The sequence below is a fragment of the Streptomyces sp. NPDC058683 genome, assembly GCF_042716195.1.
Classification (GTDB): domain Bacteria; phylum Actinomycetota; class Actinomycetes; order Streptomycetales; family Streptomycetaceae; genus Streptomyces.
This window is the reverse complement of the sequence record NZ_JBHXSK010000072.1, coordinates 17,578-43,202: the sequence shown is the minus strand read 5'-3', so window position 1 is coordinate 43,202 and position 25,625 is coordinate 17,578. Positions and strand designations below refer to the sequence as shown.

The window sequence follows — 25,625 nt, the reverse complement described above, 5'->3', positions numbered from 1 at the left end:
GCGGCGGGCGGGGGTAGCGGCTTCAGGCGGTGCGCCGGGCCGGGGGCAGGTGTGCGGTGCGCCCGGCCGGGGTCAGGCGTTGCGCCGGGCGCGGGCGTACATCTTTTCCGGCTCCTCCGTGTACCTCCACGGCCACTCGGTGAGGGCGCCGCCCAGCTCGCGGAAGACATACGGCAGAGCGATCCGCTCCGAGGCGAGGGACAAGGCCATGGCGAAGACGTTGAAGTCCTGCTGCCAGCCAGGGCGGCGCTCGTAGTCGGGGTGGAGGATGCTGCGCTCGGCCGCCTCCAGCAGCTCGTCCTGGATCTCAGGGGTGACGAGGCAGTTGTCACGGTCGGACTCGGACCAGTCCTCGATGTGCGCGACGGCGAGCACACAGCCGAGGCGGTGGCCTTCGGGTGCCCCGGCGAACGCCGCGCGGGCGAAGGCCAGGGCCTCGCCGGGCTCGCCGTTCCACCGGGGTTGGAGGTACGACACCCACTCGACGTGGGTCTCCAGGTCCAGCGGGTCGCGGCGCAGGGCCGCGTCGAGGCGGGCCTCGTTGACGGTGCGGCCGAGCGAGATGCCACGGCCGGAGGTGAGCAGGCGACGCCACGGGGTGACCCACTCCGGCCGCAGCTCGGCCGCCTCCAGCAACTGCTCCTCCGCAGTGTGCAGCCGTTCCCGGAAGACACGCCACTGCTCGGGCGTGACGTCCACGGCTCTCGCGCGGGTGCGGGCCTCCCAGCCCCAGCTGACGTGGCGCGCGCCGGATATCAGCAGGGCGGTCGCCCGGTGCTCCTTGTCCTCCTCGGCGGCGCGGCCGATCCAGTCCTGCACACCGTCCAGGTCGGCCAGTTCACCGAGGACCTGGTCGTCCCGGCCGAGATCGAAGGGGGCCAGCGCCGCCCTGACCGCCGCCCAGTCACCGGTGCCGGCCGCCTCCACCAGCGCGAGCACCCTGGTGTCGCCGAGAGCGCGCAGCGGGTACGTCCCGCTTCTCTTCTTGCGCGGCACGGGAAGGGCATGCGGATCAGCCGCCGGTCTCTCCCCGCCTCTGCCGAACAGCTTGTCGAACATGCCGCGCCCTCCCCAGGATCCGCGTGATCTTCGGGTGCAGCATAAGCGGCACCACCGACACCACTTCCACAGGGTTTCCACCGGTGGTTCACGGAGGCGGTCGCGAAGCGGTCGACGAGGGTGAGACCGGCCGCGCACGTTCGTATCAGGCGCCGAAGACCTGGAACTCCGAGACCTGCCCGGCCGGCCATCCGTTGTTGGCGGTGAAGGTCAGCCGTACGTAGCGGGTGGTGACGGTGGCGGGGAGCGTGAGGGTCGCCGTGTTGCCGGTCGCCGGGTTGAAGGTGTAGCCCGCTGCCGCGAGGAGCTGGGTGGAGGTGCCGGCGTCCGTGCCGCCCTGGACGGAGATGGTCTGGGTGCGGGTGGCCCAGGCGGTGGCCGGGGGGAGGTTGAGGACGATCCGTTTGACGCCGGTGGCGGCGCCCAGGTCGACCTGGATCCACTGCGGGAAGGCGTTGTTGGCGGACTCCCAGTAGGTGTTGGCGTCGCCGTCGGTCGCGTTGGCCGAGCCGTAGGTCTGGGTGTGGCTGCTCTCCGAGGTGGGGCGGTGCAGGGCGAGGTTGGTGGTGCCGGACGGGGGGTCGGTGGTGACGGTGGCCTCGTTGGAGGGCTGCGACACGTTGCCCGCGGCGTCGAGGGCGACGACGGCGAAGGTGTACGCGGTGGACGCGCCGAGTCCGGTGACGGTGAATGAGGTTGAGCCGGTGGTGCCCACCTGTGTGCTGGTCGAGCCGGACACCTGGAGGATGCGGTAGCCCGTCACGCCTACGTTGTCGGTCGATGTGTTCCATGTCAGCGAGACGGAGTTGCTGGTGTGCCCGGTGACGGTCAGGGCTCCCGGCGCGGCGGGCGGTGTGGTGTCGCCGCCGGTGGGGAGGGTCGGCTGGGTGGGGCGGGTGGCGGTCAGCGCGATCTGGCCCTTGAGCATGCGGCCGCCGTCGCCGGTCAGCCGCAGGTAGTAGTCGGAGGAGCAGGCGGTGCCGTCCTCGTCGAGGGCGAGGAAGCCGGAGTCGGTGGGCACCCAGGCCTGGGTCTCGGCGGTCTTGGCGATCTGGTTGCCCTCGTTGTACTCGTCGAACATCGAGATGTAGATGCCCTGCACCCCGGCCCGCACCATGTTGTAGAACTGCCGCCACATGAAGTCGCCGTGCGCGCGCTGCCGGCCGGAGACGTCGCCGGGCAGGACGCAGGGCTGGAAGTCGATACCGTTGGCGTTGCAGTCCGCCTGGTCGGGGACGGTGTACGTGTTGTACGCGTTGTCGGCCTCGCTCACGTTGCCGATGGCGCCGACCATCCACGGCGAGATCATGTTGAAGGCGTGGTAGACGCCCAGGAAGCCGGACTGCGAGCCCCCGGTCCCGGTCCGCCATTCGCGCGGGACACCGCCGATGACGTAACAGCCCTGTCCCTTGAACCAGTTGACGACGTCGAGGCAGGCGTCGGGGGTGAAGGGGTGGTTGGGGTCGTTGAAGCCGAAGCCCCAGATGCAGACGACCGGCTTGCCGTTCTGCTTCGCGTACGCCGAGGACGCGGTGTGCGCGGACATCTTGTTCGTCCAGTCCGTCTTGATCTCGGACTGCATGTTCGTCCAGTTGGAGACGTCGTACATGATGTAGAACTTCCGGCCGTACGACTCGGCGGCGCTGCGCACCTTGGTCGCCATGGCGTCGCGGGTGGGGCCCTCGCCGCCGGTGGGGTTGAAGCGCTGGAGCGCGGCGGTGTCGATGCCGTTCTGCTGCATCCACAGGAAGTGGGTGTTCACCGTCTGCTGGTCGTAGGAGGAGAACAGCTTGGCGGGCTGGCCGTTGCCCAGGGCGGCGTAGGAGGTCTGGTACGTGTTGGTGTACTCCCGCACATCGGGCCAGCAACTGATGGCGGTGTTGTTCCGGGACGGCGACTGGCCCCAGTTCTGGGTCCAGTGCCACCAGCCGTTGATGGGCGCGCCGTCGCCGACGCACGCGAACCAGCCCTGGTAGCCGACGGTGATCTTGCCGACCACGTCACCCGGCGGACTGGCCGCCGACGCGGTCTGGGCGAGTACGGTCTCGGTGGCGCCCACGGTTCCCACCGCGGTGGCCGCGACCGCGGCCCTCAAGAAGACTCTGCGTGTGACACCCATCTGGACTCCTCCTCGGTGGTCGGTGCCGCCGAGCGCGCTCACGCTCGCGCTCGGCGGCACCATCGGGTCGGTTCAGGTGTTCCAGACCTGGAACTCGGAGATCTGACCGGCCGGCCAGCCGTTGTTCGCCGTGATGTTCACCCGGAGGTACCGCTGGGTGGTCGCGGGGAACGTGATGGTGACCGTGTTGTTGGTCGTCGGGTCGAAGGTGTACGTGGCCGACGACTTGATAGTGGTGAAGGCGGAGCCGTCGGTGCTGCCCGACAGGGACAGCGTCTGGTTGCGGGCGCCCCAGGCCGCCGGGAGCTGGAGGACGACGCTGCCGGCGCTCTGCGCGGAACCGAGGTCCACCTGGACCCACTGGGGGAAGGCGTTGTTGGCGCTCTCCCAGTAGGAGCCCTGGTTGCCGTCCGTCACGTTCGACGAGGCGTAGACGTCGGTGTGGCTGGACTCGGTGGTGGCGGCGCCGGCTGCCAGGTTCCGGCTCACCGTGCCGGCACCGGTGCCGGTCAGCGCGACCGTGGCCGTGCCGTTCGACGCGTTGCTGGCGATGCTGAGGTCACCGGTGCGGGTGCCGGACGCGGTGGGCCTGAACGTGACGTTGACCGTGCAGGAGGCGTTTGCCGCGATCGACGTCCCGCAGTTGTTGGTCTGCGCGAAGTCGCCCGTGACGGTGATGCCGGAGACGGTCGCGGCGGCGGTTCCGGTGTTGGTCACCGTGACCGTCTGCGCACTGCTGGTGGTGTTGAGCGCCTGGGTGGGATACGACAAGGACGTCGGGCTGGTCGACAAGGTCGCCGGTGAGGAGCCGCCGGAGCTGGGGAACACCTGGAAGTCCGACAACTGGGCGGCGTTCCACCCGGTGTTGGCGGTGATGTTCACCCGCACGTATCTGGCCGTGGCGGCGTTGAACGTGATGGTCGCCGTGTTGTTGTTGGTGTTCGGGTCGAAGGTGTACCCGGCCGATGCCTTGATCGTCGAGAAGCTGGAGCCGTCCGTGGATCCCTGCACCGACAGGGTCTGCGTGCGAGCCGACCACGCCGTCGCCGGCGGGAGCTTGAGCACGACCTTGCCGACGCTGTAGTTCTGGCCGAGGTCGACCTGGGCCCACTGTGGGAACGAGCCGTTCGTGCCCTCCCAGTACGTCGACGCGTCGGTGTCGGTGAGGTTCGAGGCGACGTACGGGCTGCTGCTCGAACTCGCCGACGCCGGCCGCCCGGCGGCGATGTTGGTGGTGCTGTCGATGCCGCTGCCGGTCAGGGCGACGGTGGTCGGGCTGTTGTTGGCGTTGCTGGTGACGGTCAGGTTGCCGCCCCGGGTTCCGCCCGTGGTGGGCTTGAAGCCGACGGTCACCGTGCAGGACGCGCCGACCGCGAGGGTGGAGCAGTTGTTGGTCTGGCTGAAGTCACCGGTCGCCGCGACGGCCGAGACGGTCGCCGACGTGGTGCCCGAGTTCGTCACCGTCACCGTCTGCGCGGTGGCCGACGAGCCGACCACCGTGCCGGCGAAGGACAGGCTCGCCGGGTCGGTGTTGAGCACCGGGCCCGGCGCGGTGCCGGTACCGGAGAGGCTGACCGTGTTGGTGATCCCGCCCGCGTTGACGGTCAGAGATCCGTTACGGCTGCCGGTCGCCGTCGGCGCGAACTTCACGCTGACGGTGCACGAGCCGTTCGCTGCGATCGACGAACCGCACGTGTTGGTCTGCGAGTAGTCGCCGCTGGTGGAGATCGCAGAGACGGACGCCGCCGTGTTGGTGGGGTTGGAGACCGTCACGGTCTGCGCGGCGCTCGTCGAACCGGTCGCGACCGAACCGAAGTTGAGCGCACCGGGGGTGGCCGTCACGCCCTCGGACGGGTAGGGCGGGAAGACCGGAGCCGGCCAGCCGCCGCAGTACGGCGTGCCGCTGATGCCGGAGTTGCCGCCGCCGTCGGTGACGACGAAGTTGCCGCCCGAGCAGTTGTAGACCGGGGACGAGTAACCGACGCCGGTGGCCGTGACGTTGGTGAACTTGGCGGCGCCGCCGGTCTGTTCCTGGAGGGCGAAGGTTCCGGTGCCGGCGATGGTCACGTTGTTGAGGTTGACGCCGCTGATGGTGCCCTCGACCCACTGGACGGCTTCGTACGGACTCTGCTGGATCAGCGCGTTGGTCACGTTGATGGGGCCGTTGATCGCGCCCTGACTGCCGTCGAACCACAACGCGCCGACCCCGAACTGCCAGTTGGGGTCGAGGCTGCCGGCCCGGATCATGGTGTTGTCGGAGATCGTGGTGAGGCCGACCGGCGTCGACGTGAAGCGCTGCCCCACGTGGATGCCGCCGCCCTGGGCGAGGCCGGTGTCCACCACGCGGTTGCCGCTGACCGTGTTGTCGTGGCCACCGTAGATCGCGATGGCGTTGGCGAGGATCTGCAGGGACACGGTGTTGTTGGAGATCGTGTCGTTGGCGTCGGCGCCGATGGCGGCGTCCGCCCAGGTGGCGATGCCGTCGTCGCCGGTGTTGCGGATGTCGCTGTTGGTCACCTTCGAGTTGGTGACGCCGCCGTGGAAGTTGATGCCGTCGGCGGTGGTGTCCCGGATGCGCAGGCCGGTGAACGTCAGCCCGTCCATCGGCCCGTCCATCCAGGCGCCGACCTTCATGTGGGCGATCCACAGGTTGGAGACGGTCGAGTCGCTCATCGCGCCGCCGATGCCGTTGACCTGGGCGCTGTCGTCGCGTTCCTGCACATTGCCGAAGATCGCGAAGTTCTGCAGGCGCACACCGGTGCTCGCGTTGGGCGCCGAGTTGCCGTAGAAGCCGGGGGCCGTGCCGATGACGGTCGAGTACCACATGCCGGCGCCGGCGATCGTGACGTTGTTGACGCTGATGTGGCCCGGGATGTTGTAGCTGCCCGGCGGGATCCACACGGTGCCGCCGGGGCCCGCCGAGCTGATCGCGGCGTTGAACGCGCTGGTCGCATCGGCCACACCGGTGGAGTCGGCGCCCTTGCTGGTCACCGACACCGCCCCCGAGGGCGCGGTCAGGGCGGCGCCGACCTGCTCGAAGTCGGCGAAGTCGATCGTGTACGAGGAGGCGGTGTCGCCCGCGTCGACCTGGAACTTGAAGGTCGTGCCCGCCGGATACGTGGTGGAGAACAGGCGGTGGGCCTCGTCGTAGAAGTGGTGCGGGTTGCTGCCCGGCGTGTTGGTGAAGGGGTAGCTGCCGTAGTACCAGCTGTAGGCGTTGGTCAGGGTGAAGTCGGGCTGCTTGACGTCGTTGACGTACAGCGACAGCGCGGCGGTGTAGACCGAGCCGTTCGAGGTGTCGGGGATGCTGTAGCGGAAGTTGATCGAGTTGGTGGCCACCGGCGTGGTGAACGTGACGTACTTGCCGGTGCCCTGCAGCGTCGTCGCCTTGCGGTACGACGCCTCGTCGGCCAGCTGGCCCTGGGTGTAACTCGGGCCGATGTTCGTGCCGTTGGTGGTGGAGTTCTCCGCCTGCACCTCGACGTAGGGCAGGCTCGCGCCGCTGCCGCCGGTGGCGGTGGACGCCGCCATGGCAGGTTGGACGGCCAGCACGACGACGCCGACGGCGGCCAGCATCACGGTGCTCACCGCCCAGACGAGGACGCGTCTCAGATCTCGGATGGAATGGAACACGTGCCACTCCTTACGTAACCAAATGCCGGAACTGTCCCTCTAGTGCCGCCAGGGAGGGAGGGGAGACAGGGGGTTGGTGACGATGCATGGGGGACCGTAATATCGTTGGCATGATCACGCAATAACTAGACAGAACTCTGCAACAAATAAAAATGCAACCCGCAAGATCTAAGGCGTCGCACACATGGCGGTGCCGCCGGACGGAGCGTCCGGCGGCACCGTGGGGAGCGTGGGGTCAGGCGGCCCAGATCTGGAACTCGGAGACCTGGCCCGCGGGCCAGCCGTTGTTGGCGGTGATGGTGACGCGGTAGTAGCGCTGGGTGGCGGCGGGGAAGGTGAGCGTGACGGTGTTCTGGGTGCTCGGGTCGAAGGCGTAGGCCGCCGAGGACTTCAGGGTGGTGAAGGTGGTGCCGTCCGTGCTGCCGCCGAGGGTGAGGGTCTGGGTACGGGCGCCCCAGGTGGCGGGCAGTTGCAGGACCACGCGGGAGGCGCTCCGGGCCGAGCCCAGGTCGACCTGGGCCCACTGCGGGAACCTGTTGTTGGCGCTCTCCCAGTAGGAGCCCTGGTTGCCGTCCGTCACGTTCGACGAGGGGTAGACGTCGGTGTGGCTGGACTCGCTGGTGGGCTTGCCCGCGGCGAGATTGGTGGCCGGGGTGTCGGAACCCCCGGTGAAGCTCAGGTAGTTGATGTTCCAGCCGCTGGTGTCCTGATGGAGCGTCAGAGTCTGTCGGCCGGCGGGCAGGGTCACGTGGGTGGTCGCGGTGCCCCAGGTCTGCCAGTCGCCGGTGGCGGGCAGGTCGACGGCTCCAGTGAGGTTCGTGCCGGAGGCGTCCGACAGGTGCAGCGCGCCTGCCACCGCGGACGGGGCCGCGACGCGGAGGTTGAGGGTGTAGGTGCCGGCCGTGGCGACGTCCACGCTGTAGTGGAACCACTGTCCGGTGCCGGTCCAGCCCAGGTTGTACCCGCCGCCGGTGTCCGAGGTGTTGTCGAGGTCGACGCCGTCGGCGCGGTAGGAGTTGGCGTTGCCGTTGACGGAGGTGACGTTGTACGCGACCCCCTGGCCGCCGGTGTTGTAGTTCTCCGCCTGCACCGTGCCGGGCACGGCGGCGGGGATGCCGCCGTAGGGGCCCTCGGGAGCGGCCGGCGGCCAGTGGTTGTCGCTCAGCGTCGCGAGGAACCCGGTGGAGTTGTTGACGAAGGCCGAGGCGCCGGGGTCGAGCCCGGTGACCGTGTTGCCGGTGATCGTCGCGGAACCGGTGGGCGCGGGGTAGAACGACGGTGAGATCGCGATGCCGTTGCGGCCGGGGCTGCTGACGGTGTTGTCCTGGAGCAGGGTGTTGGTCGAGGTGGAGAAGGCGATCCCGTCGTAGAGGGAGTCGATGACGGTGTTGCCGGTCACCGTGACCTTGTCGACGGTCCCGGTGTTCTGTCCGTCGCCGCCGTTGCCGATGTGCAGGGCGGGCTGGCCCTGGCTGTAGGCGTTGCCGCCGGAGCGGACCACGGTGTTGCCGGTAACGGTCGCGGACAGCAAGTCGCTGCCGTTGACACCGAAGCGCCCGGCGCCCAGACCGATGTAGCGGGCCGTGTCGCTGATGTAGTTGTTCCTGACCTGGTGGCCGCTGCCCCCGTAGATCCCGACACCCTTGCCGCCCCACGGCGCGATCGAGGTGTTGTCGCTGACGGTGACATTGGTCATCGGCTTGTAGAAGGTCTGGGAACCGTCGCCGTTGGTGTTGTAGTTCACCGAGTTGATGGCGATCGCGTCGTCCCCGGTGCCGCGGACGAAGTTGTTGGTGACCGTCAGGTCGTTCCCGGTGTCCGCGTTCAGCGACACGTTGTTGACGTTGATCCCGTCCGCCCAGATCGACGTCAGCCTGCTGTTCTGCACCTTGCCGCCGGTGCCGGAGGCCCAGAAGCCCGACATGGTGTGCTGGGTCCAGATGCCCTCGGCGAGCCAGTCGGTACCGGTGGTGTCCATCGCGCCGCCGTCCCCGCCGATGGTGCTCCGGCTGACGGCGTTGGCGTCGATGTGGAAGTTACGCACCGTGCAGGACGTCAGGTCGAACAGGGCAGCCAACGGCGTGCTGTTGGGGACCGGGACGTCACGGTAGACCGTGCTGTACCAGAGCCCCGCGCCCGCGATGGTGATCCCCTGTGCGTTCAGTCCCGCGGTGCCCTTCACGTAGAAGGTGCCCTGCGGGATCCACAGGATCTTGCCCTGCGCCTCGGCCTGGTCGATGCAGGTCTGGATGGCGGCCCGGCTGTCCACGGCCTGGCTGTCGGCCGCGCCGTTGGTCGGGGTGTTGGACGCCACCGCACCGCAGCTCGTGATCGAGATCGAGTTCGCGGGCTGCGTCTGCGGCGCCGGCGGGTTCTCCACGTCGACGGAGTCCACGTCATAGAAGGACGCGCTGTTGCCGGCGTCCTTGCGCAGCGAGAACGTGGCGCCCGCCGGGATCGGGGACCCGGTGACGAAGGTGTGCGACTCGTCCCAGAAGACCCTCGGGTCGCCGTCGGCCGGGTTCTGGTTGTCGCTCGTGTTGTAGTTGCCGTTGCCCTCGTACACCCAGCTCTGCTTCGAGTTGAGGTTCAGCGCCTGCCGGAACACCCCGTTGACGTACAGGTTCAGCGTCCCGGTGATGCCACCGCCGGACGCCGAATCGGGAATGCTGGCGCGGACGTTGAGGAAGGAGATCGGCTGCCCGGTGGTGTTCGTCCACTGCACCGACTGGCCCGTGTCGCCCAGGTGGACATAGGAATGGCCCGAGGCCTCCAGGGCGGCGCTTGAATACTGCGTCGTCGGCGCCGAGGTCAGCGACCGGACGGCCGCACCCCCGCCCGTCGTTCCCGCCTCGGCCTCGTAGACCGAGAACGGCGTCGTCGCACCCACCGCCGCGCTCGCTGCCGCGTGCGCCTTGGACGGCAGCGCCGCCTGTGCGGCAGCGGCAGGTAACACGGACACGCACATCGCGCCGACCGCGGCGACGGCGGCCACCGCCAGTCGCCGGGGTCTGGAGATCGTCAGCATCTGAGGCTCCTTCACGGAGTGGGGGGAAACCGGCGCCCCGACCGTACAGAGCCCTCATCCACCCCGCTAGATTCCGACGAGGGAAAGAATTAATCTCCCAAGTCGCTGCAAGGTTCTTTCCTTTGAATGCAAATCCTGGATGACGGGAACGGCCGGTGATCGCGGAGCGGGCGTCTCGGGCTCCGGCACCTCCCGGCGGCCCGCCGGGGCGGCAGACGGGGCAGGGTGCGGCCGGGTGTTCGGTGTCCGCCGGGTGGTACGTCCATGGCCGACCTTCCGGCGGAGGTCCGGCGTACCGTACGGTGCGGATGCAGCACCGCTCCGGCCGAGCCGGGCGGGGCGGGAGAGGGAGTATGAGCGAGCAGTCCAGCGGTCACAGCGCTGTTGCGGACGCCGGGACGCCGACCGGCGAGATGGTGGTGGTCGAGGACCTGCGCCGCACGTACGGCAGCGGCGACACCGCCGTCCACGCCCTGCGCGGTGTCTCCTTCAGCGTGGCGCGCGGCGAACTCGTCGCCCTCAGAGGTCGTTCCGGCTCCGGCAAGACCACCGTGCTCAACCTGGTCGGTGGCCTCGACACGCCGGACGGCGGCCGGATCGTCCTGGACGGCACCGACCTGGCCGGCCTCGGCGACGACGACCTGCTGGCGCTGCGCCGCGACCGCATCGGCTTCGTCTTCCAGTCCTTCGGCCTCATCCCGATTCTGACCGCCGCCGAGAACGTCGGGGTCCCGTTGCGCCTGCGGAAGGTCCCGGCCCGCGACCGCGAAGCCCGCGTCGGCCTTCTGCTCTCCCTTGTCGGCCTCTCCGACCACGCCGACCAGCGTCCGGGCGAGCTGTCCGGCGGCCAGCAGCAGCGGGTCGCGATCGCCCGCGCGCTCGCCAACAACCCGGCCCTGATCATCGCCGACGAACCCACCGGCCAGCTCGACGCCGACACCGGTCTCACCGTGATGGACCTGCTGCGTGCCGTCGTCCGCAGCGAATCCGTCACCGCCCTCGTCGCCACCCACGACACGCAACTCCTCGCGCTGGCCGACCGCGTGCTCGAACTCCGCGACGGCCGCATCGTCGAGGACAGCTGACGGCACCGCCCGCGGACCGGCGGCGGGAGCCTACGCCGGGCAGCGACGGCGGCGTCCGCGTGCGGAACGCCCTGGACGGCGAGTACCTGACACGGACTTCCGCATTACCCTGGCGGCTGTCCGACAGTGTCATCCGCAGACTTCACCTCCTCGGGGGACCGCGTGGCAGTTCACCAACAGGCGACCGGGGTACCGGACTTGGACGAGCTGCGCCGGCGGGCCGCCGCGGCCGCCGTTCCGCGGCGCGAGGAGGGGCTGGTCGTCTGCGAGAACCTGGTGCGGATCTACCAGACCGAGGGCGTCGAGGTGCAGGCCCTCCAGGGCCTCGACCTGGCCGTGGCCCAGGGCGAGACTGCGACCAGGACAGCTTGCCCCGCAGTTCGTTGGACTCCTTGATGGCCGTGCGGAACGAGAAGCCCTCGGCGATGATCGCGAAGACCAGCACGCCCACCGGCCAGTACCAGTGCTCCACTTCGTGCGGGTGGCTGATCTTCTCGTAGCCCTCGTAGATGGCGAACATGCCGCCGACCGAGAAGAGGACGATGGAGACCAGGAAGGCGTAGATGTACCGCTCACGGCCGTAGCCGAAGGGGTGTTGCGGGGTCGCCTCGCGCTGGGCCTTCTTGCCGCCGATGAGCAGCAGGAACTGGTTGCCGGAGTCGGCGACCGAGTGCACGCCCTCGGCGAGCATCGACGAGGAGCCGCTGAACGCGAACGCCACGAACTTCGCTACCGCGATCGCGAGGTTGGCGCCGAGTGCCGCCACGATCGCCCTGGTGCCGCCTGACGCGCTCATGTGTCCGCGATGTCCCTTCTCGCCGTCTTCCGTCTACGCCGTCCAGGCGTGCGCTCGTCTTTACCCGTGCTTTGCCGGATGGGTCATTCTTGCAGCCCTGCCCGGGAACGGCTCGTCAGGTATCCACAATCCCGGTACGACAATCAGACCCATCCGGAACCACGGACCCCTCAGACGATCACCGTCGCACGGAAGACCGTGCCCGCGCCCGAGACCTCGGCCTTTTCGCCCGCGGGGACGAACACCGACTGCCCGGGGGTCAGGTCGTACTCGCCCGCCCGGACCGCGCCGGCCGTGCAGAGCAGGATCTGCGGGGTCGGCAGGGTCAGGTCGTGGGCCGTGGTGCCCTCGGGCAGGACGTACCGGGAGAGCCGGAACTCGTCGATCGGCGTCTCGTACACCTCCTCGCCGTCCGGGGCGGCCTCCGGGCGCAGCACGCCGGCGTCGCGGGCCTCGAAGCGGACGACGCGCAGGAGTTCGGGGACGTCGACGTGCTTGGGGGTCAGGCCGCAGCGCAGCACGTTGTCGGAGTTGGCCATGATCTCGACGCCGAGGCCGCTGAGGTAGGCGTGCGGGATGCCGGCGCCGAGGAAGAGGGCCTCGCCGGGCTGGAGACGGACGTGGTTGAGGAGCATCGAGGCGATCACGCCGGCGTCGCCCGGGAAGTGGTGGGCGAGGTCGGCGTAGGGCGCGTGGTCGCCGCCGAGGCGGGTGCAGGCGGCGGCGGTCTCGGCGACCGTGCGGGCCATCTCCTCGCGGTCGGCGGTGAGGATCGCGGTGAGGACCTCGCGCAGGGCCGCTTCCTCGGGGTGGGCGCGCAGCAGGTCGACGTACGGCTTGAGGGAGTCGACGCCGAGGGCTTCGAGGAGTTCGGCGGCCTGCTCCGGGGCGCGGAAGCCGCACATGCCGTCGAACTCGGTGAGCGCGCAGATCAGTTCGGGCTTGTGGTTGGCGTCCTTGTAGTTGCGGTCCGGGGCGTCCAGCGGGATCCCGCGCCGCTCCTCGTCCTCGTAACCCTCCCTGGCCTGCTCCAGGTTGGGGTGCACCTGGAGGGAGAGCGGGGCGCCGGCCGCGAGGATCTTGAGCAGGAAGGGCAGCCGCGGGCCGAACTTGGCCACGGCCGCCTCGCCCAGCTCGGCCTTCGGGTTCGCGTCGATGACCTCGACCAGCGTGCCGCGCGCGGTGCGCGAAGGGGCGCCCGGGTGCGCGCCCATCCACATCTCCGCCTGCGGCTCGCCGCTCGGCTCGACCCCGAGCAGCTTCGGGATGGCGGTCGGGGAACCCCAGGCGTAGGGGCGGGTGGTGTTGTCGAGGCGGTCCATGACTTCTCTCTGCCGGTTCTCTCTGCGTACGGGGCGATCAGCGAACAGGGTCGCGTGGAGACGTGGGGCGCGTCGTACGACGGTGTACGACGACCCGCGGCGGGTCCACGACGGGTCCACGACCGCGAACGCCGGTGTACGAGCGCGTACGCCGGTGCACGACGGACGTGTTCACCGCGTGTTCCCCCACCGGTTGGCCTCCGGTACGGCCCTCAGGCCGTCCCTCGTACCGCGGGCCCGGTGTCGGTGTCCACCTCAGGCCCCCGAAGCGAGCGCAAGGTAAACGGCAGCGAAATCCGTGACGGCGATCAGTTCCGCGAGGGTCTCCAGCTCGTCGCCCTCCTCGGGCTCCAGCTCGCTGACCGGGGTGTCGTGGCCGAGGGCGAGCTCGCGGGCGGCGGGCGCGGCGGTGAGTCCGCCGAGGGGGCGGTCGCGCAGCAGCACCACGTGCGCGTGCAGCGCGGGGGCCTCCTCCACGCGGTCGCGGAAGAAGTCGTCGGGGTCGGCGCTGGCGGCGAGCGGGCCGGCGAGCAGGGCGTGGTGGGCCGCCAGGGCCTCGGGGAGTTCGGCGACGAGGGCGGGGCGGCCGGCCAGTTCGGCGAGGGCGGCGGCGAAGCGGCGGCCGGCGGGGCCGGCCGAGACGCCCTCCGTCCAGATCACCGGGAGCGCGTCGGCGAGATCCGAGGCGAGGGTCTTGGCGGGGTTGCTGTAGGTCACGATGGCCGGGCCGCAGCGCTCGGCGACGCGGTCGAGGCGGTCGGCGACCTTCTCCAGGTCCTCCGGCGGGGCGGTGACCAGGCCGATGCGGTCGAGAAGCACCAGCAGCGGGGTGAGCAGCGCCCACAGGACGCCCGGGGAGGAACCGGCGAGCGGCTCGCCCTGGTCGTACGGAGCCGTCGCCATCGGTACGAACATGCCGTGGGCGCCGGCCACCGCCTCGGCGAGCGGGGTCTCGGCGGGGGCCACGGCGGCAACCGAGCAGCCGCGCCGGTAGGCCTGGTCGGCGAGGAGGGAAAGGCTGGGTTCGGCGCCGTCCGGGGTGGCGATCAGCAGCAGGTCGACGGAGCCGGCCCAGCCGGGCAGTTCCCAGCGCAGGGCGCCGGCGGCCGGGGCGACGCCGGAGGGGGCCAACCGGATGACGGGGCTGCCGGGGCCGGCCAGCGAGCCGAGGAGGTCGGCTGCGTGGGTGGCGGCGACGCCGGGGCCCACGATCAGGACGGCGCGCGGGCGGCCGTCCGGCTTCAGCTCCTGGACACCTGCCTCGATGGCGTGCCGGGCCGCGGTACGGACGCGGGCGCCGGCCTCGGCCGCGCCGCGCAGCAGACCTCGGCGGTCGGCCTCGGCGAGGCCCTCCGGGGTGTCGAGCAGCGATTCGTCGAGCATGGGAGCGGCCTCCGGTTGCCGGGGTCCTGGTGCGGTGCGGTTGTGGTCGCGGTCGTGCTGCTTACGCGGGGCGGCGGGCCTCGTCGACGAGGAGGACGGGGATGCCGTCGCGGACGGGGTACGCCAGGCCGCAGTCCTGGCCGGTGCAGATCAGCTCGGCGTCCTGCTCCTTGAGGGGGGCGTGGCAGGCCGGGCAGGCGAGGATCTCCAGAAGGCCGGCTTCGAGCGGCATGGGGTTTCCCTTCGGGGATTCGGGGATTCGGGGATGCGGGGACTCGGGGAGTGGGATGTTCGCGTGCGGTCAGATTACCGCCGCCGGGGTGGGCGGGGCCGTTTGCCGCCGCCCGGGTGGGCAGGGCCGGCCTCAGCCCCTGATGATCGCCAGTACCTCGTCCCGTACCTTCGTCATCGTCGCCTCGTCCCTGGCTTCCGCGTTCAGGCGCAGCAGCGGTTCCGTGTTGGACGGGCGGACGTTGAACCACCAGTCGGCGGCGGTGACGGTGAGCCCGTCCAGGTCGTCCAGAGTGGTGTCGTCGCGGTCCCCGTAGGTCGCGCGGATGTCCGCGAGGCTGGCCTGCTGGTCGGCGACCGTGGAGTTGATCTCGCCGGAGCCGACATAACGGTCGTACTGGGCGACGAGGGAGGACAGCGGGCCGGTCTGACCGCCGAGGGCGGCGAGGACGTGCAGGGCGGCCAGCATGCCCGTGTCCGCGTTCCAGAAGTCCTTGAAGTAGTAGTGGGCCGAGTGCTCACCGCCGAAGATCGCGCCGGCCCTCGCCATCTCGGCCTTGATGAACGAATGGCCGACGCGGGTGCGGACCGGCGTGCCGCCGTTCTCCCGGACCACCTCGGGGACGGTCCAGGACGTGATCAGGTTGTGGATGACCGTGCCCTTGCCGCCGTTCCGGGCGAGTTCGCGGGCGGCGACGAGGGCGGTGATCGCCGACGGGGAGACCGGCTCGCCGCGCTCGTCCACGACGAAGCAGCGGTCGGCGTCGCCGTCGAAGGCCAGGCCGAGGTCGGCCGACTCCTCGCGGACGCGCTGCTGGAGGTCCACGATGTTGGCGGGGTCGAGCGGGTTGGCCTCGTGGTTCGGGAAGGTGCCGTCCAGCTCGAAGTACATCGGGACCAGGGTCAGGGGCAGGCCCTCGAAGACGGTCGGGACCGTGTGGCCGCCCATGCCGTTGCCCGCGTCGACCACGACCTTCAGGGGGCGGATGGAGGTCAGGTCCACGAGCGAGCGCAGATGGGCCGCGTAGTCCGTCAACGTCTCGCGCGAGGTGATGGTTCCGGGCGTGGCGGCCGGCTCCGGGGCGCCCTCCTCCGACCAGCGCTCCGCGAGCTCCCGGATGTCCGTCAGGCCGGTGTCCTGGCCCACCGGGGCGGCTCCCGCGCGGCACATCTTGATGCCGTTGTACTGCGCCGGGTTGTGCGAGGCCGTGAACATCGCGCCGGGCAGGCCGAGTGCGCCCGAGGCGTAGTACAGCTGGTCGGTCGAGCAGAGGCCGATCTCGGTCACGTCGACGCCGCGGGCCGCCGCGCCGCGCGCGAAGGCGCGGGACAGGCCGGGCGAGGAGGGCCGCATGTCGTGGCCGACGACGATCGCGGCGGCGCCGGTCACCTGTACGAACGCGGCGCCGAACAGCTCGGCGAGCGCCTCGTCCCACTGGTCCGGAACCACCCCGCGCACGTCGTACGCCTTGACGATCTGCGACAGATCAGCAACCACGGGCCAACCCTCCTGAAGTCCTATCGGTCGCCCCAAACTACCTGCCCCGGGTGAGGCGCGGACGCGGGATCCACCGGCGGATCCCCGACGGACTCCCGGCGCGGACTCCCGGCGGACTCCCGGCGGACTCGCAGCGCGCTCCCGTCCGTGATCTGCGGCGATCTACGCCGATCGCATACGACCCCATGTGATCCCATGTGATCCACCACGGTCAGACACGGTCAGTCCCGTGCAGCCGGTCCGCGCAGCCGGTCACGCCCGCCCGGTCAGCACCGCCAGTCCCGTGCAGCCGCCCCCACACAGCCAGTCCCACACAGCCAGGCCCACGCAGCCGCTCCCAACAGCCAGTCCCGCGCCGCCCGTCACGGCAGCATCCACCCCAGGACCGGCGAGCTCTGCCCCGCCACGATCAGGCACATCACCAGCAGCAGCCCGAGGCTCCACGGGAGCACCCTGCGCAGCAGGTCCCCCTCCCGCCCCTCCAGGCCGACCGCCGCGCAGGCGATCGTGAGGTTCTGCGGGGAGATCATCTTGCCGAGCACGCCGCCGGAGCTGTTGGCGGCCGCCAGGAGTTCCGGCGAGAGTCCCGACTCGTGCGCGGCACTCACCTGAAGGGCGCCGAAGAGCGCGTTGGCCGAGGTGTCGGAGCCGGAGACCGCGACGCCGAACCAGCCGAGGACCGGCGACAGGAAGGCGAGGCCCGCACCGGCCGCCGCCACGAACTGGCCGATGGTGGCCGCCTGTCCGGAGAGGTTCATGACGTAGGCGAGGGCGAGGACGGAGGTCACGGTGAGGATCGCGAACCTCAACTCCCTTACCGTCGCCGCCCACTCCGCGACCGCCACGCGCGCGTGCACGCGCAGGACGGCGGCCGTGGCGATGCCGGCGAGCAGGACGAGGGTGCCGCCGGTCGACACCACCGGCCAGGTGAAGAGATTCCCGCCGACCGGTTGGCCGTTCGGGTTGACGACGTCCAGGAAAGGCCAGTCGTAGACCTGGTTCGCCTGTGCCAGCCAGTCCTTGACGGGCGGGATCTGGGCGACGGAGAAGACGACGACGATGAGGGCGTACGGGGCGTAGGCGCGCAGGACTTCGGGGCGCGGGTCGGGTTCGTCGAGGTCCGCGCTGCGGGCGCCGGTGAGTACGGCCGCACGCACCTCCTCGGCGGCGGGCACGCGCGCGTGCGGTACGGCGACCAGGGCGGCCGCGCCGGCCAGCGCGGCGCAGATGTCGGCGAGTTGGGCGGAGACATAGTTGGACGCGGCGAACTGGGCGGCGGCGAAGGCGATTCCGCATGCCAGGGCGGGCACCCAGGTCTCGCGGAGCCCGCGCCTGCCGTCGACGAGGCCGACCAGCACCAGGGGCACCACCAGGGCCAGCAGCGGGGTCTGACGGCCCACCACGGAGGCCACCGAGTCCAGTGGCAGTCCGGTGACCTGGGCGAGTGTGACCACGGGCGTGCCCATCGCGCCGAAGGCGACCGGGGCGGTGTTGGCGACCAGGGCGAGCACGGCCGCGCGTACCGGGTCGAAGCCGAGGGCGACGAGCATGACCGAGCAGATCGCGACCGGGGCGCCGAATCCGGCCAGCGCCTCCAGGAGGGCGCCGAAGCAGAAGGCGATCACCAGGGCCTGGATGCGCGGGTCGTCGGAGAGTCGCCCGAACGAGCGGCGCAGGATGTCGAAGTGCCGGGTGCGGACCGTCATCCGGTACACCCACAGGGCGTTGACGACGATCCACAGGATGGGGAACAGGCCGAACGCGGCGCCCTGGGCGGCGCCGGAGAGTGTCTGGCCGAGCGGCATGCCGTAGGCGAGGCAGGCGACGAGTACGGCCGCCACAAGGCCCGTCAGGCCCGCGAGGTGGGCCTTCACCCGGACACCGCCGAGCAGGATCAGGACGATCACCAGGGGCAGGGCGGCCACCAGGGCGGACAGGCCCAGGGAGTCGGCGAGGGGTTCCAGTTCCTGGACGTACACGGGCGCCTCCCCGGATTCCGGCATGCGGAAAGCGATTTCCCGCCGGTCATCCGGAATGGTCGTGTCCGCGACAACGACACGTCAATGGGTGTGCAGCACCGAACAGGACGGAGCGGGCAGGACCCGACGATGAGGAGCCGGAGGAAACCCGGGGTGACCAGGCAGGGAACGGCTCAGTTGTCCGGTGACCGCAGCACCCGCAGATGGCCGCGCCGGGCGACCTCCATCGGGTCCGCGCCGCGTCCGCCGCCCGCCTCGGCCGCCCGCTCCTGGGGACGGGCCGCCTCGCGCACCGCGTTGGCGAGCGCTTCCAGGTCGTCCCCGCTGGGACGGGCCGGGGCGGAGCCGTCGATGAGCCGGACGACCTCCCAGCCGCGCGGGGCGGTGAGGCGCTCGGAGTGCTCGGCGCACAGGTCGTAGCAGTGGGGTTCGGCGTAGGTGGCGAGCGGGCCGAGGACCGCGGTCGAGTCGGCGTAGACGTACGTCAGCGTCGCGACGGCGGGTCGGCCGCAGGCGGTTCGCGAACAGCGACGTACAGGGCTCACGACGTTGGACGGTACCGCACTCTTGAGCGGGCCGCGACGACTCTCCCCCAGGTCACTCCACCGTGTCGTGTTGTGAAACGCCCCACACACCCCTTCGGACACGCCTCGCTGACCTGCGTGGACGGCACCGTCCAGGATCTCGGACACTATCGCATCCGGTCATGATTCGGTACAAACACCGTCAATTGCCTTGAGCTCGTCGGTCTTGTGGAGATACGGAAACGAGCCCAACCTTGGCTGGAATGGTCATCCTCCGACATGTCGCCCCGGGCGGTGTCGAGGTGCGGGGCGGCGCGCCCGGAGCCCGCGAGGACTACGCTTCACCAGTGATGGACAACCGTGTACCACCCCGTGCCGCCGGCCCCGGGCCCCGTCGACGCGATCGCCACGGTCGGGGCATGCGCGGGCCGATCGCGCCACCTCAGGTGCCGCTGGCCGCGAGCCGCGCCGACGTGTTCGCGGACTTGGTGCAGGACTCCGTGGAGCGCCTGGAGCGGCGCTGGCCACAGCTGGCCGACATTGATTTCCTGGTCCTCGAAGTGCCCCGGCTCCAGGACCGGCACGACGAGAGCTGGAGCGACGAGGCGGTGCCGCTGGGCGGGATCATCCCCGCGCGCGAGGGACGCCGGGCACGCGTGGTCGTCTACCGGCGGCCGGTCGAGATCCGCACCAAGGGCCGCGACGAACGGGCCGCGCTGGTGCACGAGATCGTCGTGGAACAGGTCGCCGAACTGCTCGGCCTCACCCCGGAGACGGTGGACCCCCGCTACGGCGAGGAGTGAGCGGGGGTCCCTTCGGCACGGGCCGGCGGCGGAGCCTACTTCTGCAGCACCGACACGTCCTGGTCCGCCTCCGGTACGGCCACCGTGCCACGGTCGTCGGGGAGGGTCTGGATCGTGAAGCCCGGGATGCCGTCCTCGGTGGCCGCCAGGGTGCGGGCGCCGTAGACCGGGGCGCCGGAGATCGGCTCCACGGTCAGCGCGTAGGTGCCCTTCAGGCCGGAGGGGGCCGGAGCGTCGACGTCCTGGGTGGTGCCGGACTTGATCGTGAACGTCTTGGACACCGCCTTGCCGCCGCCGCTGCCCGCTGACGCCGTGACCTTGACCTGGGCGGTGCCGGTGGGGGCGGTCAGGGAGAGGGTGGTGCCCTTGCCGCTGTTGTCGGCGGACGTCGCGCGGGTGCCGACCGGCGCGGTCGCCGGGATGTACGCGGTCTCCTGCTTGCCGCCCTTGCCGCGGGTGACACGCAGTGCGGCCACCACCGGGACGGACTGGTCGGTGGGCGTGAGGACCAGCGAACCCGCCTCGCCGCGGGTGACGTCGCCGAGGTCGGCCGCGGTGGTCATGCCCGCCTTCACGTGCAGCGTCTCGTTGCCGGCCGGGGTGATCAGGCCGTCCGGGGAGGCGAGGCGCACCTTCAGGTCGGCGTCGGAGTCACCGTCGGTGAAGGCGATCAGCCGGACGTCCGTCGCGTCCTTGGGGATGCCCGGCAGCACCAGGCTGCCCGCGGGGTCGGCGGAGGCGGCCAGCCAGTCGCCGCCGGTCTTGTCGTCCAGGGCCTGCACACTCGCGCCGACCCGCCCGCTGCGCACGTTCACATGCACGGTCAGGTCGGTCTGCTTCTCGTCGCTGAGCGTGGACAGCAGGACCGGCTCGCCGGCGTGCGGCGCGACCGTGATGCCCTCCCCCACCGTGGACTTGAGCTGGCCGTCCTTGCCGTACAGCTCGATGTCGACCACGGCGGCACTGTCGTCGGGGTTGGTGAGGTGCACGTAGTCGGTGCGGCCCGAGGCGGTGCTGGCGCCGGGGAACCAGAAGTCGGTGTCGGCCGCCGTGCAGTTGACCCCCTGGAGGCCGCGTCCGGTGCCCGCGGCGACCTCGGTGGTCTCCTGGACGGTCCAGCCGGGGGCGTACCTGCCCTCGGCGGTGCCGACGTAGGCGGGCCCGTCGGAACCGGAGGTGTCCCCGGTGGCCGGGGTGCCGGGCGCCTTCGGGGTGAGGACGGGCTTGGACGCCTTCTTCTTGCCGCTCGTCCCGTCCGCCGACTGCTCGGTGGCCGCCTGGAGTTCGGCCTTGCCGTCGCTCGTGGTGCCCTTGGTGACGGGCGTGAACGACGTGTACGAGGTGTCGGCGATGTCGGACAGGCTGGGCGCCGGGCACAGCAGGCTGGTGCGCTCCACGGGCAGCTGGGCGGCCGCCTCGGCGGTGTGCGCGGGTGCGGCGGCCGGCGGGTTGAGCGCGGCGAACCCGGTGACCGCCGCGAGGGCGGCCGTACCGGCGAACAGGGACAGGGTGGTGCGGTTCACTGCTGGCTCCCGTCGTGGTGCTCGCCGCCGGTGCCGTGCTGGTGCTGGGCGGCCGGGTCATAGGCGGGGTCGTAGCCCTGCTGGTACGTCGGGTCGTACGCCGGCTGTCCCTGCTGTCCGCCGTAGGCGTACGGGTCGTACTGGCCGGTCTGGTACGGGTCGTACGTCTGCTGGTCGTAGCCGCCCGTCTGGTACTGGCCGGTGTCCTGGTACTGGCCGGCGTAGCCGGGCTGGTAGCCGTCCGCCGCCGGGTAGGAGGCCGGGTCCCACTCGTCGTAGGACGCCTGCTGCGGAACCGCGACCGGGGGTTGTTCCTCCCCCTCGGCCGGGAAGTCTCCGCCGGTCTCCGCGGTCGCCGCCTCCTCGGACTCCGCCTGGGCGCGCAGCCGGCGGGCGCGGCGGCCCTCGCCCTCGACGGGCTGGGCGGGGATCGTCTCCTCCTCGGGGAGGTCGTCGTCGACGTCGCGGCGGCGGCCGGGCAGGGCGAGGACGACCAGGACGACGGCGAGCGCGCCCTGGACCCACAGCCAGACGGTGTGGGTGAAGGGGGTGTCGTAGGTGACGTCCAGCTTTCCGCCGGAGGCGGGGAGTTCGAAGCCCTGGGCCCAGCCGTCGACCGTGGTGCGGGTCAGCGGCTTGCCGTCCAGGGTGGCCGTCCAGCCCGGTGCGGCCGAGTCGGCCAGGCGCAGGATGCGGCCGTCGGCGCCGGTCGGGACGGTGGTGTGGATGTCGACCGGGCCGGCGGCGACGGAGCCGGGGGTGCCCGAGCCGTTCGCGGAGATGATGGCCGCGCGGGAGACCTGCTGGTCGACGCGCCACAGGGCGCTGCCGTTCTGCTGGCTGAGCCGGGACAGGCCGGGCGTGGCGTCCAGCACGCGCGTGAGGTCACGCGGCGCGCCCTTGTGGACGAGGACGTAGCGCACCGCGAACCCGCCGAGCTGGTCGGCCTGGTCGGCGCCGGAGCCGGCGACCAGGTTGGCGACGACCTTGTCGAGCTTGGCGTTCTCGCCGTCGGCGGCGGTCACCTCGGCGTCTCCCATGCGGGCGCCGGAGCCGCGCACCAGCATGTAGTCCACGCGCGCGGTGCTGTCGCTGTCGAGGACGAGGGTGCGGACCTGGTCGGTGGTGGAGCTGTCCTCGGCGACGAACGCGGGCACCTGGGTGGCGTCCCGCCTCTCGACCGGGCCGTCGGCGCCGGCGATCATCCAGCCGGCGGCCAGGAGCAGCGGGCCCGCGGCCGAGGCGAAGGCGATCAGCGCGGCCACCGGCTGGCGCCAGCCGAAGCTCTGCTCGGCGACACGCGAGCGTGCCCCGTCGGCGCCGAGCGCGGCGGCGGACACGATCGCGATGCCGTAGACGAGCGTCGCCGGGCCCGCCCAGGCCGACTTGTTGGACAGGACCGCGAAGACCAGGCCGACCAGGGCGACCGCCCAGGCGGCGCGGACGGCCGACTGGCGCTCGGAGCGCAGCAGGGCGGCCAGCGCGGCCAGGACGATGCCGATGAGCATCAGCCCGTCGACCGTGCCGGGGCCGCCCGGGCTGGCGCCGAGCAGGTCGAGGGCGGAGGCTGCCGAGGCGCCGTACTCCAGTCCGGCCTCCTTGAAGAAGCCGAACGGCAGCAGGGTCAGCGACCAGGGGGCGAGGACCAGCAGCGGGGTGCCGAGCTGGGTCAGCAGCCGCAGGCCGGAGGCGACCAGGTCGGAGCGGCGGACGGCGAGCACGACGACGCCGAGGACCAGGGCGATCGGCCAGACGATCGGCGTGAACGCGGTGGTGATGGTCAGCAGCAGCGCGTACGCCCAGGTGGCACGCCAGCTGCCGCGCCCGCCCGAGGCGTGGGTGAGGCCGCTGGCGGCGATGCCCGCGCGGGCGATCAGCGGCAGCAGGATGGCGAGGACGGCGGTGCCGATACGGCCGCCCGCGAGCGCGCCGGTGGCGGCGGGCAGGAAGGCGTAGGCGATGGCCGCCCAGGCGCGCAGCAGGCGGGAGGTGACCAGCGGCCGGGAGGCGAAGTAGGCGGTGAATCCGGCCAGCGGCACCGAGGCGACCAGCAGCACGGTCACCGCGAACCCGGTCGAGCCGAACAGCACCGAGGCCAGCGAGGCGACGATCGCGAGATACGGCGGGGCGGCCGGGGTGCCACCGGCGCCGACCGCGTGCCAGGCGTCCAGGTAACGGGACCACAGCTCGCCCGCGGTGCCCGGGGCGGGCAGCAGGGCACCGCCCGCGAGCGCGCCGCTGCCGAGCAGTGCGCGGCAGGCGATCAGCGAGAACAGCAGCAGCACCAGGAAGAGCACCGGGCCCGGTTTGCGGGCGATGCGCTTGACGCGGGCGAACTGCTCGATCTCCAGGAACTCGGCGTCGTCGCCGCCGGGCCCGGACTCGACCGCGCCGCCGTGCCGGCCGGCCGCGGACAGCTCCTCGTCGGCGCCGAAGAAGTTGCCCGCGACCTGCTCGACGGTGGCCCGCACGGTCGCGCCGGGCGGCGGGAACAGCGGGCGCAGCTCGCCCTTGTCGAGCTGGGAGGGGCCGCGCCTGCGCCGCCCGGCGATGATCCGCTCGGGCCGCAGCAGGGTGCCCAGCAGGCCGCGGATCTCGTCGAGGGCCTGTCCGGGGACCTTGCCGACGAGGTTGGCGACCGTGCGCAGCAGGGTGCCGAGGACCAGCCGCAGCATGATCCAGGGCAGTGCGGCCGTACGGGAGTTGACGAGCAGGGTGTAGACGGCGCCGGCCTTGTCGACCTTGTGCGGGGAGGCGGTGGTGCGGCCCGCGCAGTCGACGGCGCGGCGCTCGCGGGAGGCGGCCTCGGCGTGCCGTACGACGGCCTCGGGGGCGATCAGGACGCGGTGGCCGGCGTTGTGCGCGCGCCAGCACAGGTCGACGTCGTCGCGCATCAGGGGGAGCCGGCGGTCGAAGCCGCCGAGTTCCTCGAAGACGTCGCGGCGGATCAGCATGCCGGCGGTGGAGACGGAGAGCACGGGCCGGACGTGGTCGTGCTGTCCCTGGTCCTGCTCACGGCGGTCCAGGCCGGTCCAGCGGCGGCCGGAGTGGGCGATGGTGACGCCGACCTCCAGCAGCTGCCGGCGGTCGTACCAGCCGCGCAGCTTGGGGCCGACGACCGCCACGTCGTCGCGGCCCAGCTCCATCTCGTTGTCGACGACCCGGAGCAGCTGGGCCAGGGCGTCGGGTTCCGGGGCGCAGTCGTCGTGCAGCAGCCACAGCCACTGGACGGGTTCGCCGTACGGCAGCTCGGGCATGTCGTAGGCGTCGTCGCGCCACTGGCGGGTGACCGGGTCCCAGCCGCTGGGCCGCTTCAGGTACGGCAGGTCGTCCGGGGTGAGGACGGGCGCGGTGCGGGTCGCCTCCTCGACGGCCTGGCCGAAGCCGGTGCGGCGGGCCAGGTGCAGGACGTTGGCGTCGCCGAGGGACTCGGTGAGCAGCCGGGCGGAGTCGTCCGCGCTGCCGGTGTCGGCGGCCACCGCGTACTGGGCGGGGCGCTCCTGGCCGAGCAGCCCGGCGAGCGCGTCGGGCAGCCAGCGGGCGCCGTCGTGGGAGACGAGGACCGCGGTCACCACATGACGCGGGAACTCGGGTGTGCGGGTCGGGTCGGACACCGCTGGGGCACCCGTTGGCTGGGCTGCCTGGTGGCTGTGGACGGACATCGAGGTACAGGCCCCGGTTCGATGGACTGCGGTGGACTCCTGCGCCCGCTGGTGGCGGCGAGGCGTCTCGGACGAGCGCCCACACTATCGGCTGGGCATGTCGACGGCCCGCCCCCTGTGGACAACCCACGGGTGACGGGCCGTTCGCGCAGCTCAGTTCTGTGCGTCGGGTGGACGCCCGGTTCGCACCGCGGTCCCGTTCTCAGACGGCGGCCTTCTTCAGGCGGCGGCGTTCCCGCTCGGAGAGTCCGCCCCAGATACCGAACCGCTCGTCGTTGGCGAGGGCGTACTCGAGGCACTCGGAGCGCACCTCGCAGGCGAGGCAGACCTTCTTGGCCTCTCTGGTGGAGCCGCCCTTCTCGGGGAAGAAGGACTCGGGGTCGGTCTGGGCGCACAGCGCGCGCTCCTGCCAGCCGAGTTCCTCGTCCGCGTCGTCGACCAGCAGTTGCTGCACCAGCTCGGTCATGTGCGCCCCTCGTCTGTCTTTCACGTCCCCGTGCCTGGCCGTTACCGATTTCGGCTGAACGACACGAGTGAAATTACAAGTGTGCTGCTCCGGGCGAGTCAAGCCGAGATCTGCTATTGAGCCCGTTATTCACTCTGCGGAACCAAGGCCGAGCGGAAAGTGTTCAAATCGCCATAAACCTTGACATGCAGACGAGGCCCACGAGGACCCCCGACCCCATACAGACCTTGTACGGAGAAGGACGCCCAGATGTTCGATCGCGTTCCGCAGTGACACGCGCGCCCAGTTGTGCGCCATGTGTCCCGGGTGCTTGCTGAACAAACCTTTCGGCAGAGAGATGAACCGGATGAGGTGAAACATGTCCCACATACCGGGCGCCGAGTTGACACTGCGGGTGTGAACCGATGTCCTAGTGGGCATGCTCGCGAACTTGGCATTCACCTCGACCCGCACCGCCGGGTCCCACGGTGCTGCCCGCGCTCGCTGTAGCTGTTGCTGTTCCAGCTGTTGAGCC

The 25,625-nt window shown here is 71.1% G+C and carries 15 protein-coding genes and 1 pseudogene; 2 read left to right on the top strand and 14 right to left on the bottom strand.

Going from position 1 to position 25,625, the window contains the following annotated elements:
- Window positions 1-72: 72 nt before the first annotated feature.
- From ACFWXC_RS47775 to ACFWXC_RS47760, 4 genes are all read right to left on the bottom strand, one after another.
- A complete protein-coding gene (locus ACFWXC_RS47775) occupies window positions 73-1,059 on the bottom strand; it encodes a hypothetical protein (protein WP_384489634.1) in 987 nt (328 codons plus the stop codon).
- A gap of 145 nt (window positions 1,060-1,204) precedes the next feature.
- Window positions 1,205-3,178: a discoidin domain-containing protein gene (locus tag ACFWXC_RS47770; RefSeq protein ID WP_384489632.1), complete on the bottom strand. Its 1,974-nt coding sequence runs from the start codon at window positions 3,176-3,178 to the stop codon at window positions 1,205-1,207.
- Window positions 3,179-3,250: 72 nt separating this feature from the next.
- Window positions 3,251-6,811, bottom strand: coding sequence for a choice-of-anchor D domain-containing protein (locus ACFWXC_RS47765; RefSeq protein ID WP_384489630.1), 3,561 nt, complete (start codon window positions 6,809-6,811; stop codon window positions 3,251-3,253).
- Window positions 6,812-7,046: 235 nt separating this feature from the next.
- Window positions 7,047-9,839, bottom strand: coding sequence for a carbohydrate-binding protein (locus tag ACFWXC_RS47760; protein ID WP_384489628.1), 2,793 nt, complete (start codon window positions 9,837-9,839; stop codon window positions 7,047-7,049).
- 353 nt (window positions 9,840-10,192) lie between these two features.
- Between ACFWXC_RS47760 and ACFWXC_RS47755 the strand changes: the two genes are divergently transcribed.
- Complete coding sequence (locus ACFWXC_RS47755) at window positions 10,193-10,924, top strand: ABC transporter ATP-binding protein (RefSeq protein ID WP_384489626.1); 732 nt, start codon at window positions 10,193-10,195, stop codon at window positions 10,922-10,924.
- Between the two features lie 352 nt (window positions 10,925-11,276).
- Here ACFWXC_RS47755 and ACFWXC_RS47750 read toward each other — a convergent pair.
- The 7 genes and pseudogenes from ACFWXC_RS47750 to ACFWXC_RS47720 form a co-directional block, all read right to left on the bottom strand.
- Window positions 11,277-11,720: pseudogene (locus tag ACFWXC_RS47750) on the bottom strand (cation diffusion facilitator family transporter); the annotation flags it as partial.
- A 170-nt stretch (window positions 11,721-11,890) separates the two neighbouring features.
- Entirely contained in the window at window positions 11,891-13,042 is a 1,152-nt protein-coding gene (gene manA, locus ACFWXC_RS47745; RefSeq protein WP_384489624.1) for a mannose-6-phosphate isomerase, class I, read from the bottom strand.
- Between the two features lie 255 nt (window positions 13,043-13,297).
- On the bottom strand, window positions 13,298-14,425 hold the full coding sequence (locus tag ACFWXC_RS47740) for an SIS domain-containing protein (protein WP_384489622.1): 1,128 nt from the start codon (window positions 14,423-14,425) through the stop codon (window positions 13,298-13,300).
- Between the two features lie 61 nt (window positions 14,426-14,486).
- Window positions 14,487-14,657 (bottom strand): Trm112 family protein, encoded by a 171-nt coding sequence (locus ACFWXC_RS47735; protein WP_020940431.1) that lies wholly within the window; start codon window positions 14,655-14,657, stop codon window positions 14,487-14,489.
- 132 nt (window positions 14,658-14,789) lie between these two features.
- Entirely contained in the window at window positions 14,790-16,154 is a 1,365-nt protein-coding gene (locus tag ACFWXC_RS47730; protein WP_384489620.1) for a phosphomannomutase/phosphoglucomutase, read from the bottom strand.
- 362 nt (window positions 16,155-16,516) lie between these two features.
- The gene (locus ACFWXC_RS47725; RefSeq protein ID WP_384489646.1) at window positions 16,517-18,133 is read right to left on the bottom strand and encodes an L-lactate permease; all 1,617 of its coding nucleotides are present in this window, start codon (window positions 18,131-18,133) and stop codon (window positions 16,517-16,519) included.
- A gap of 173 nt (window positions 18,134-18,306) precedes the next feature.
- Window positions 18,307-18,729, bottom strand: a complete 423-nt coding sequence (locus ACFWXC_RS47720; RefSeq protein WP_351706829.1) for a DUF3499 domain-containing protein — start codon at window positions 18,727-18,729, stop codon at window positions 18,307-18,309.
- A 278-nt stretch (window positions 18,730-19,007) separates the two neighbouring features.
- On the opposite strand from ACFWXC_RS47720, the gene ACFWXC_RS47715 reads away from it, so the two are divergent.
- A complete protein-coding gene (locus ACFWXC_RS47715) occupies window positions 19,008-19,460 on the top strand; it encodes a metallopeptidase family protein (RefSeq protein WP_384489644.1) in 453 nt (150 codons plus the stop codon).
- Window positions 19,461-19,495: 35 nt separating this feature from the next.
- Here ACFWXC_RS47715 and ACFWXC_RS47710 read toward each other — a convergent pair whose 3' ends face one another.
- The 3 genes from ACFWXC_RS47710 to ACFWXC_RS47700 form a co-directional block, all read right to left on the bottom strand.
- Window positions 19,496-20,983, bottom strand: coding sequence for a DUF5719 family protein (locus tag ACFWXC_RS47710; protein WP_384489618.1), 1,488 nt, complete (start codon window positions 20,981-20,983; stop codon window positions 19,496-19,498).
- Complete coding sequence (locus ACFWXC_RS47705; RefSeq protein ID WP_384489616.1) at window positions 20,980-24,645, bottom strand: glycosyltransferase; 3,666 nt, start codon at window positions 24,643-24,645, stop codon at window positions 20,980-20,982. The genes ACFWXC_RS47710 and ACFWXC_RS47705 overlap by 4 nt, the downstream gene beginning before the upstream one ends.
- A gap of 202 nt (window positions 24,646-24,847) precedes the next feature.
- A complete protein-coding gene (locus ACFWXC_RS47700) occupies window positions 24,848-25,111 on the bottom strand; it encodes a WhiB family transcriptional regulator (protein ID WP_003975777.1) in 264 nt (87 codons plus the stop codon).
- Between the last annotated feature and the right edge of the window lie 514 nt (window positions 25,112-25,625).

What these genes read in the sequence shown, in the direction of transcription:
- ACFWXC_RS47775 (WP_384489634.1), bottom strand. Translation starts at nt 1,059, where the DNA reads ATGTTCGACAAGCTGTTCGGCAGAGGCGGGGAGAGACCGGCGGCTGAT.
- ACFWXC_RS47770 (WP_384489632.1), bottom strand. Translation starts at nt 3,178, where the DNA reads ATGGGTGTCACACGCAGAGTCTTCTTGAGGGCCGCGGTCGCGGCCACC.
- ACFWXC_RS47760 (WP_384489628.1), bottom strand. Translation starts at nt 9,839, where the DNA reads ATGCTGACGATCTCCAGACCCCGGCGACTGGCGGTGGCCGCCGTCGCC.
- ACFWXC_RS47755 (WP_384489626.1), top strand. Translation starts at nt 10,193, where the DNA reads ATGAGCGAGCAGTCCAGCGGTCACAGCGCTGTTGCGGACGCCGGGACG.
- manA (WP_384489624.1), bottom strand. Translation starts at nt 13,042, where the DNA reads ATGGACCGCCTCGACAACACCACCCGCCCCTACGCCTGGGGTTCCCCG.
- ACFWXC_RS47740 (WP_384489622.1), bottom strand. Translation starts at nt 14,425, where the DNA reads ATGCTCGACGAATCGCTGCTCGACACCCCGGAGGGCCTCGCCGAGGCC.
- ACFWXC_RS47735 (WP_020940431.1), bottom strand. Translation starts at nt 14,657, where the DNA reads ATGCCGCTCGAAGCCGGCCTTCTGGAGATCCTCGCCTGCCCGGCCTGC.
- ACFWXC_RS47715 (WP_384489644.1), top strand. Translation starts at nt 19,008, where the DNA reads ATGGACAACCGTGTACCACCCCGTGCCGCCGGCCCCGGGCCCCGTCGA.
- ACFWXC_RS47705 (WP_384489616.1), bottom strand. Translation starts at nt 24,645, where the DNA reads ATGTCCGTCCACAGCCACCAGGCAGCCCAGCCAACGGGTGCCCCAGCG.
- ACFWXC_RS47700 (WP_003975777.1), bottom strand. Translation starts at nt 25,111, where the DNA reads ATGACCGAGCTGGTGCAGCAACTGCTGGTCGACGACGCGGACGAGGAA.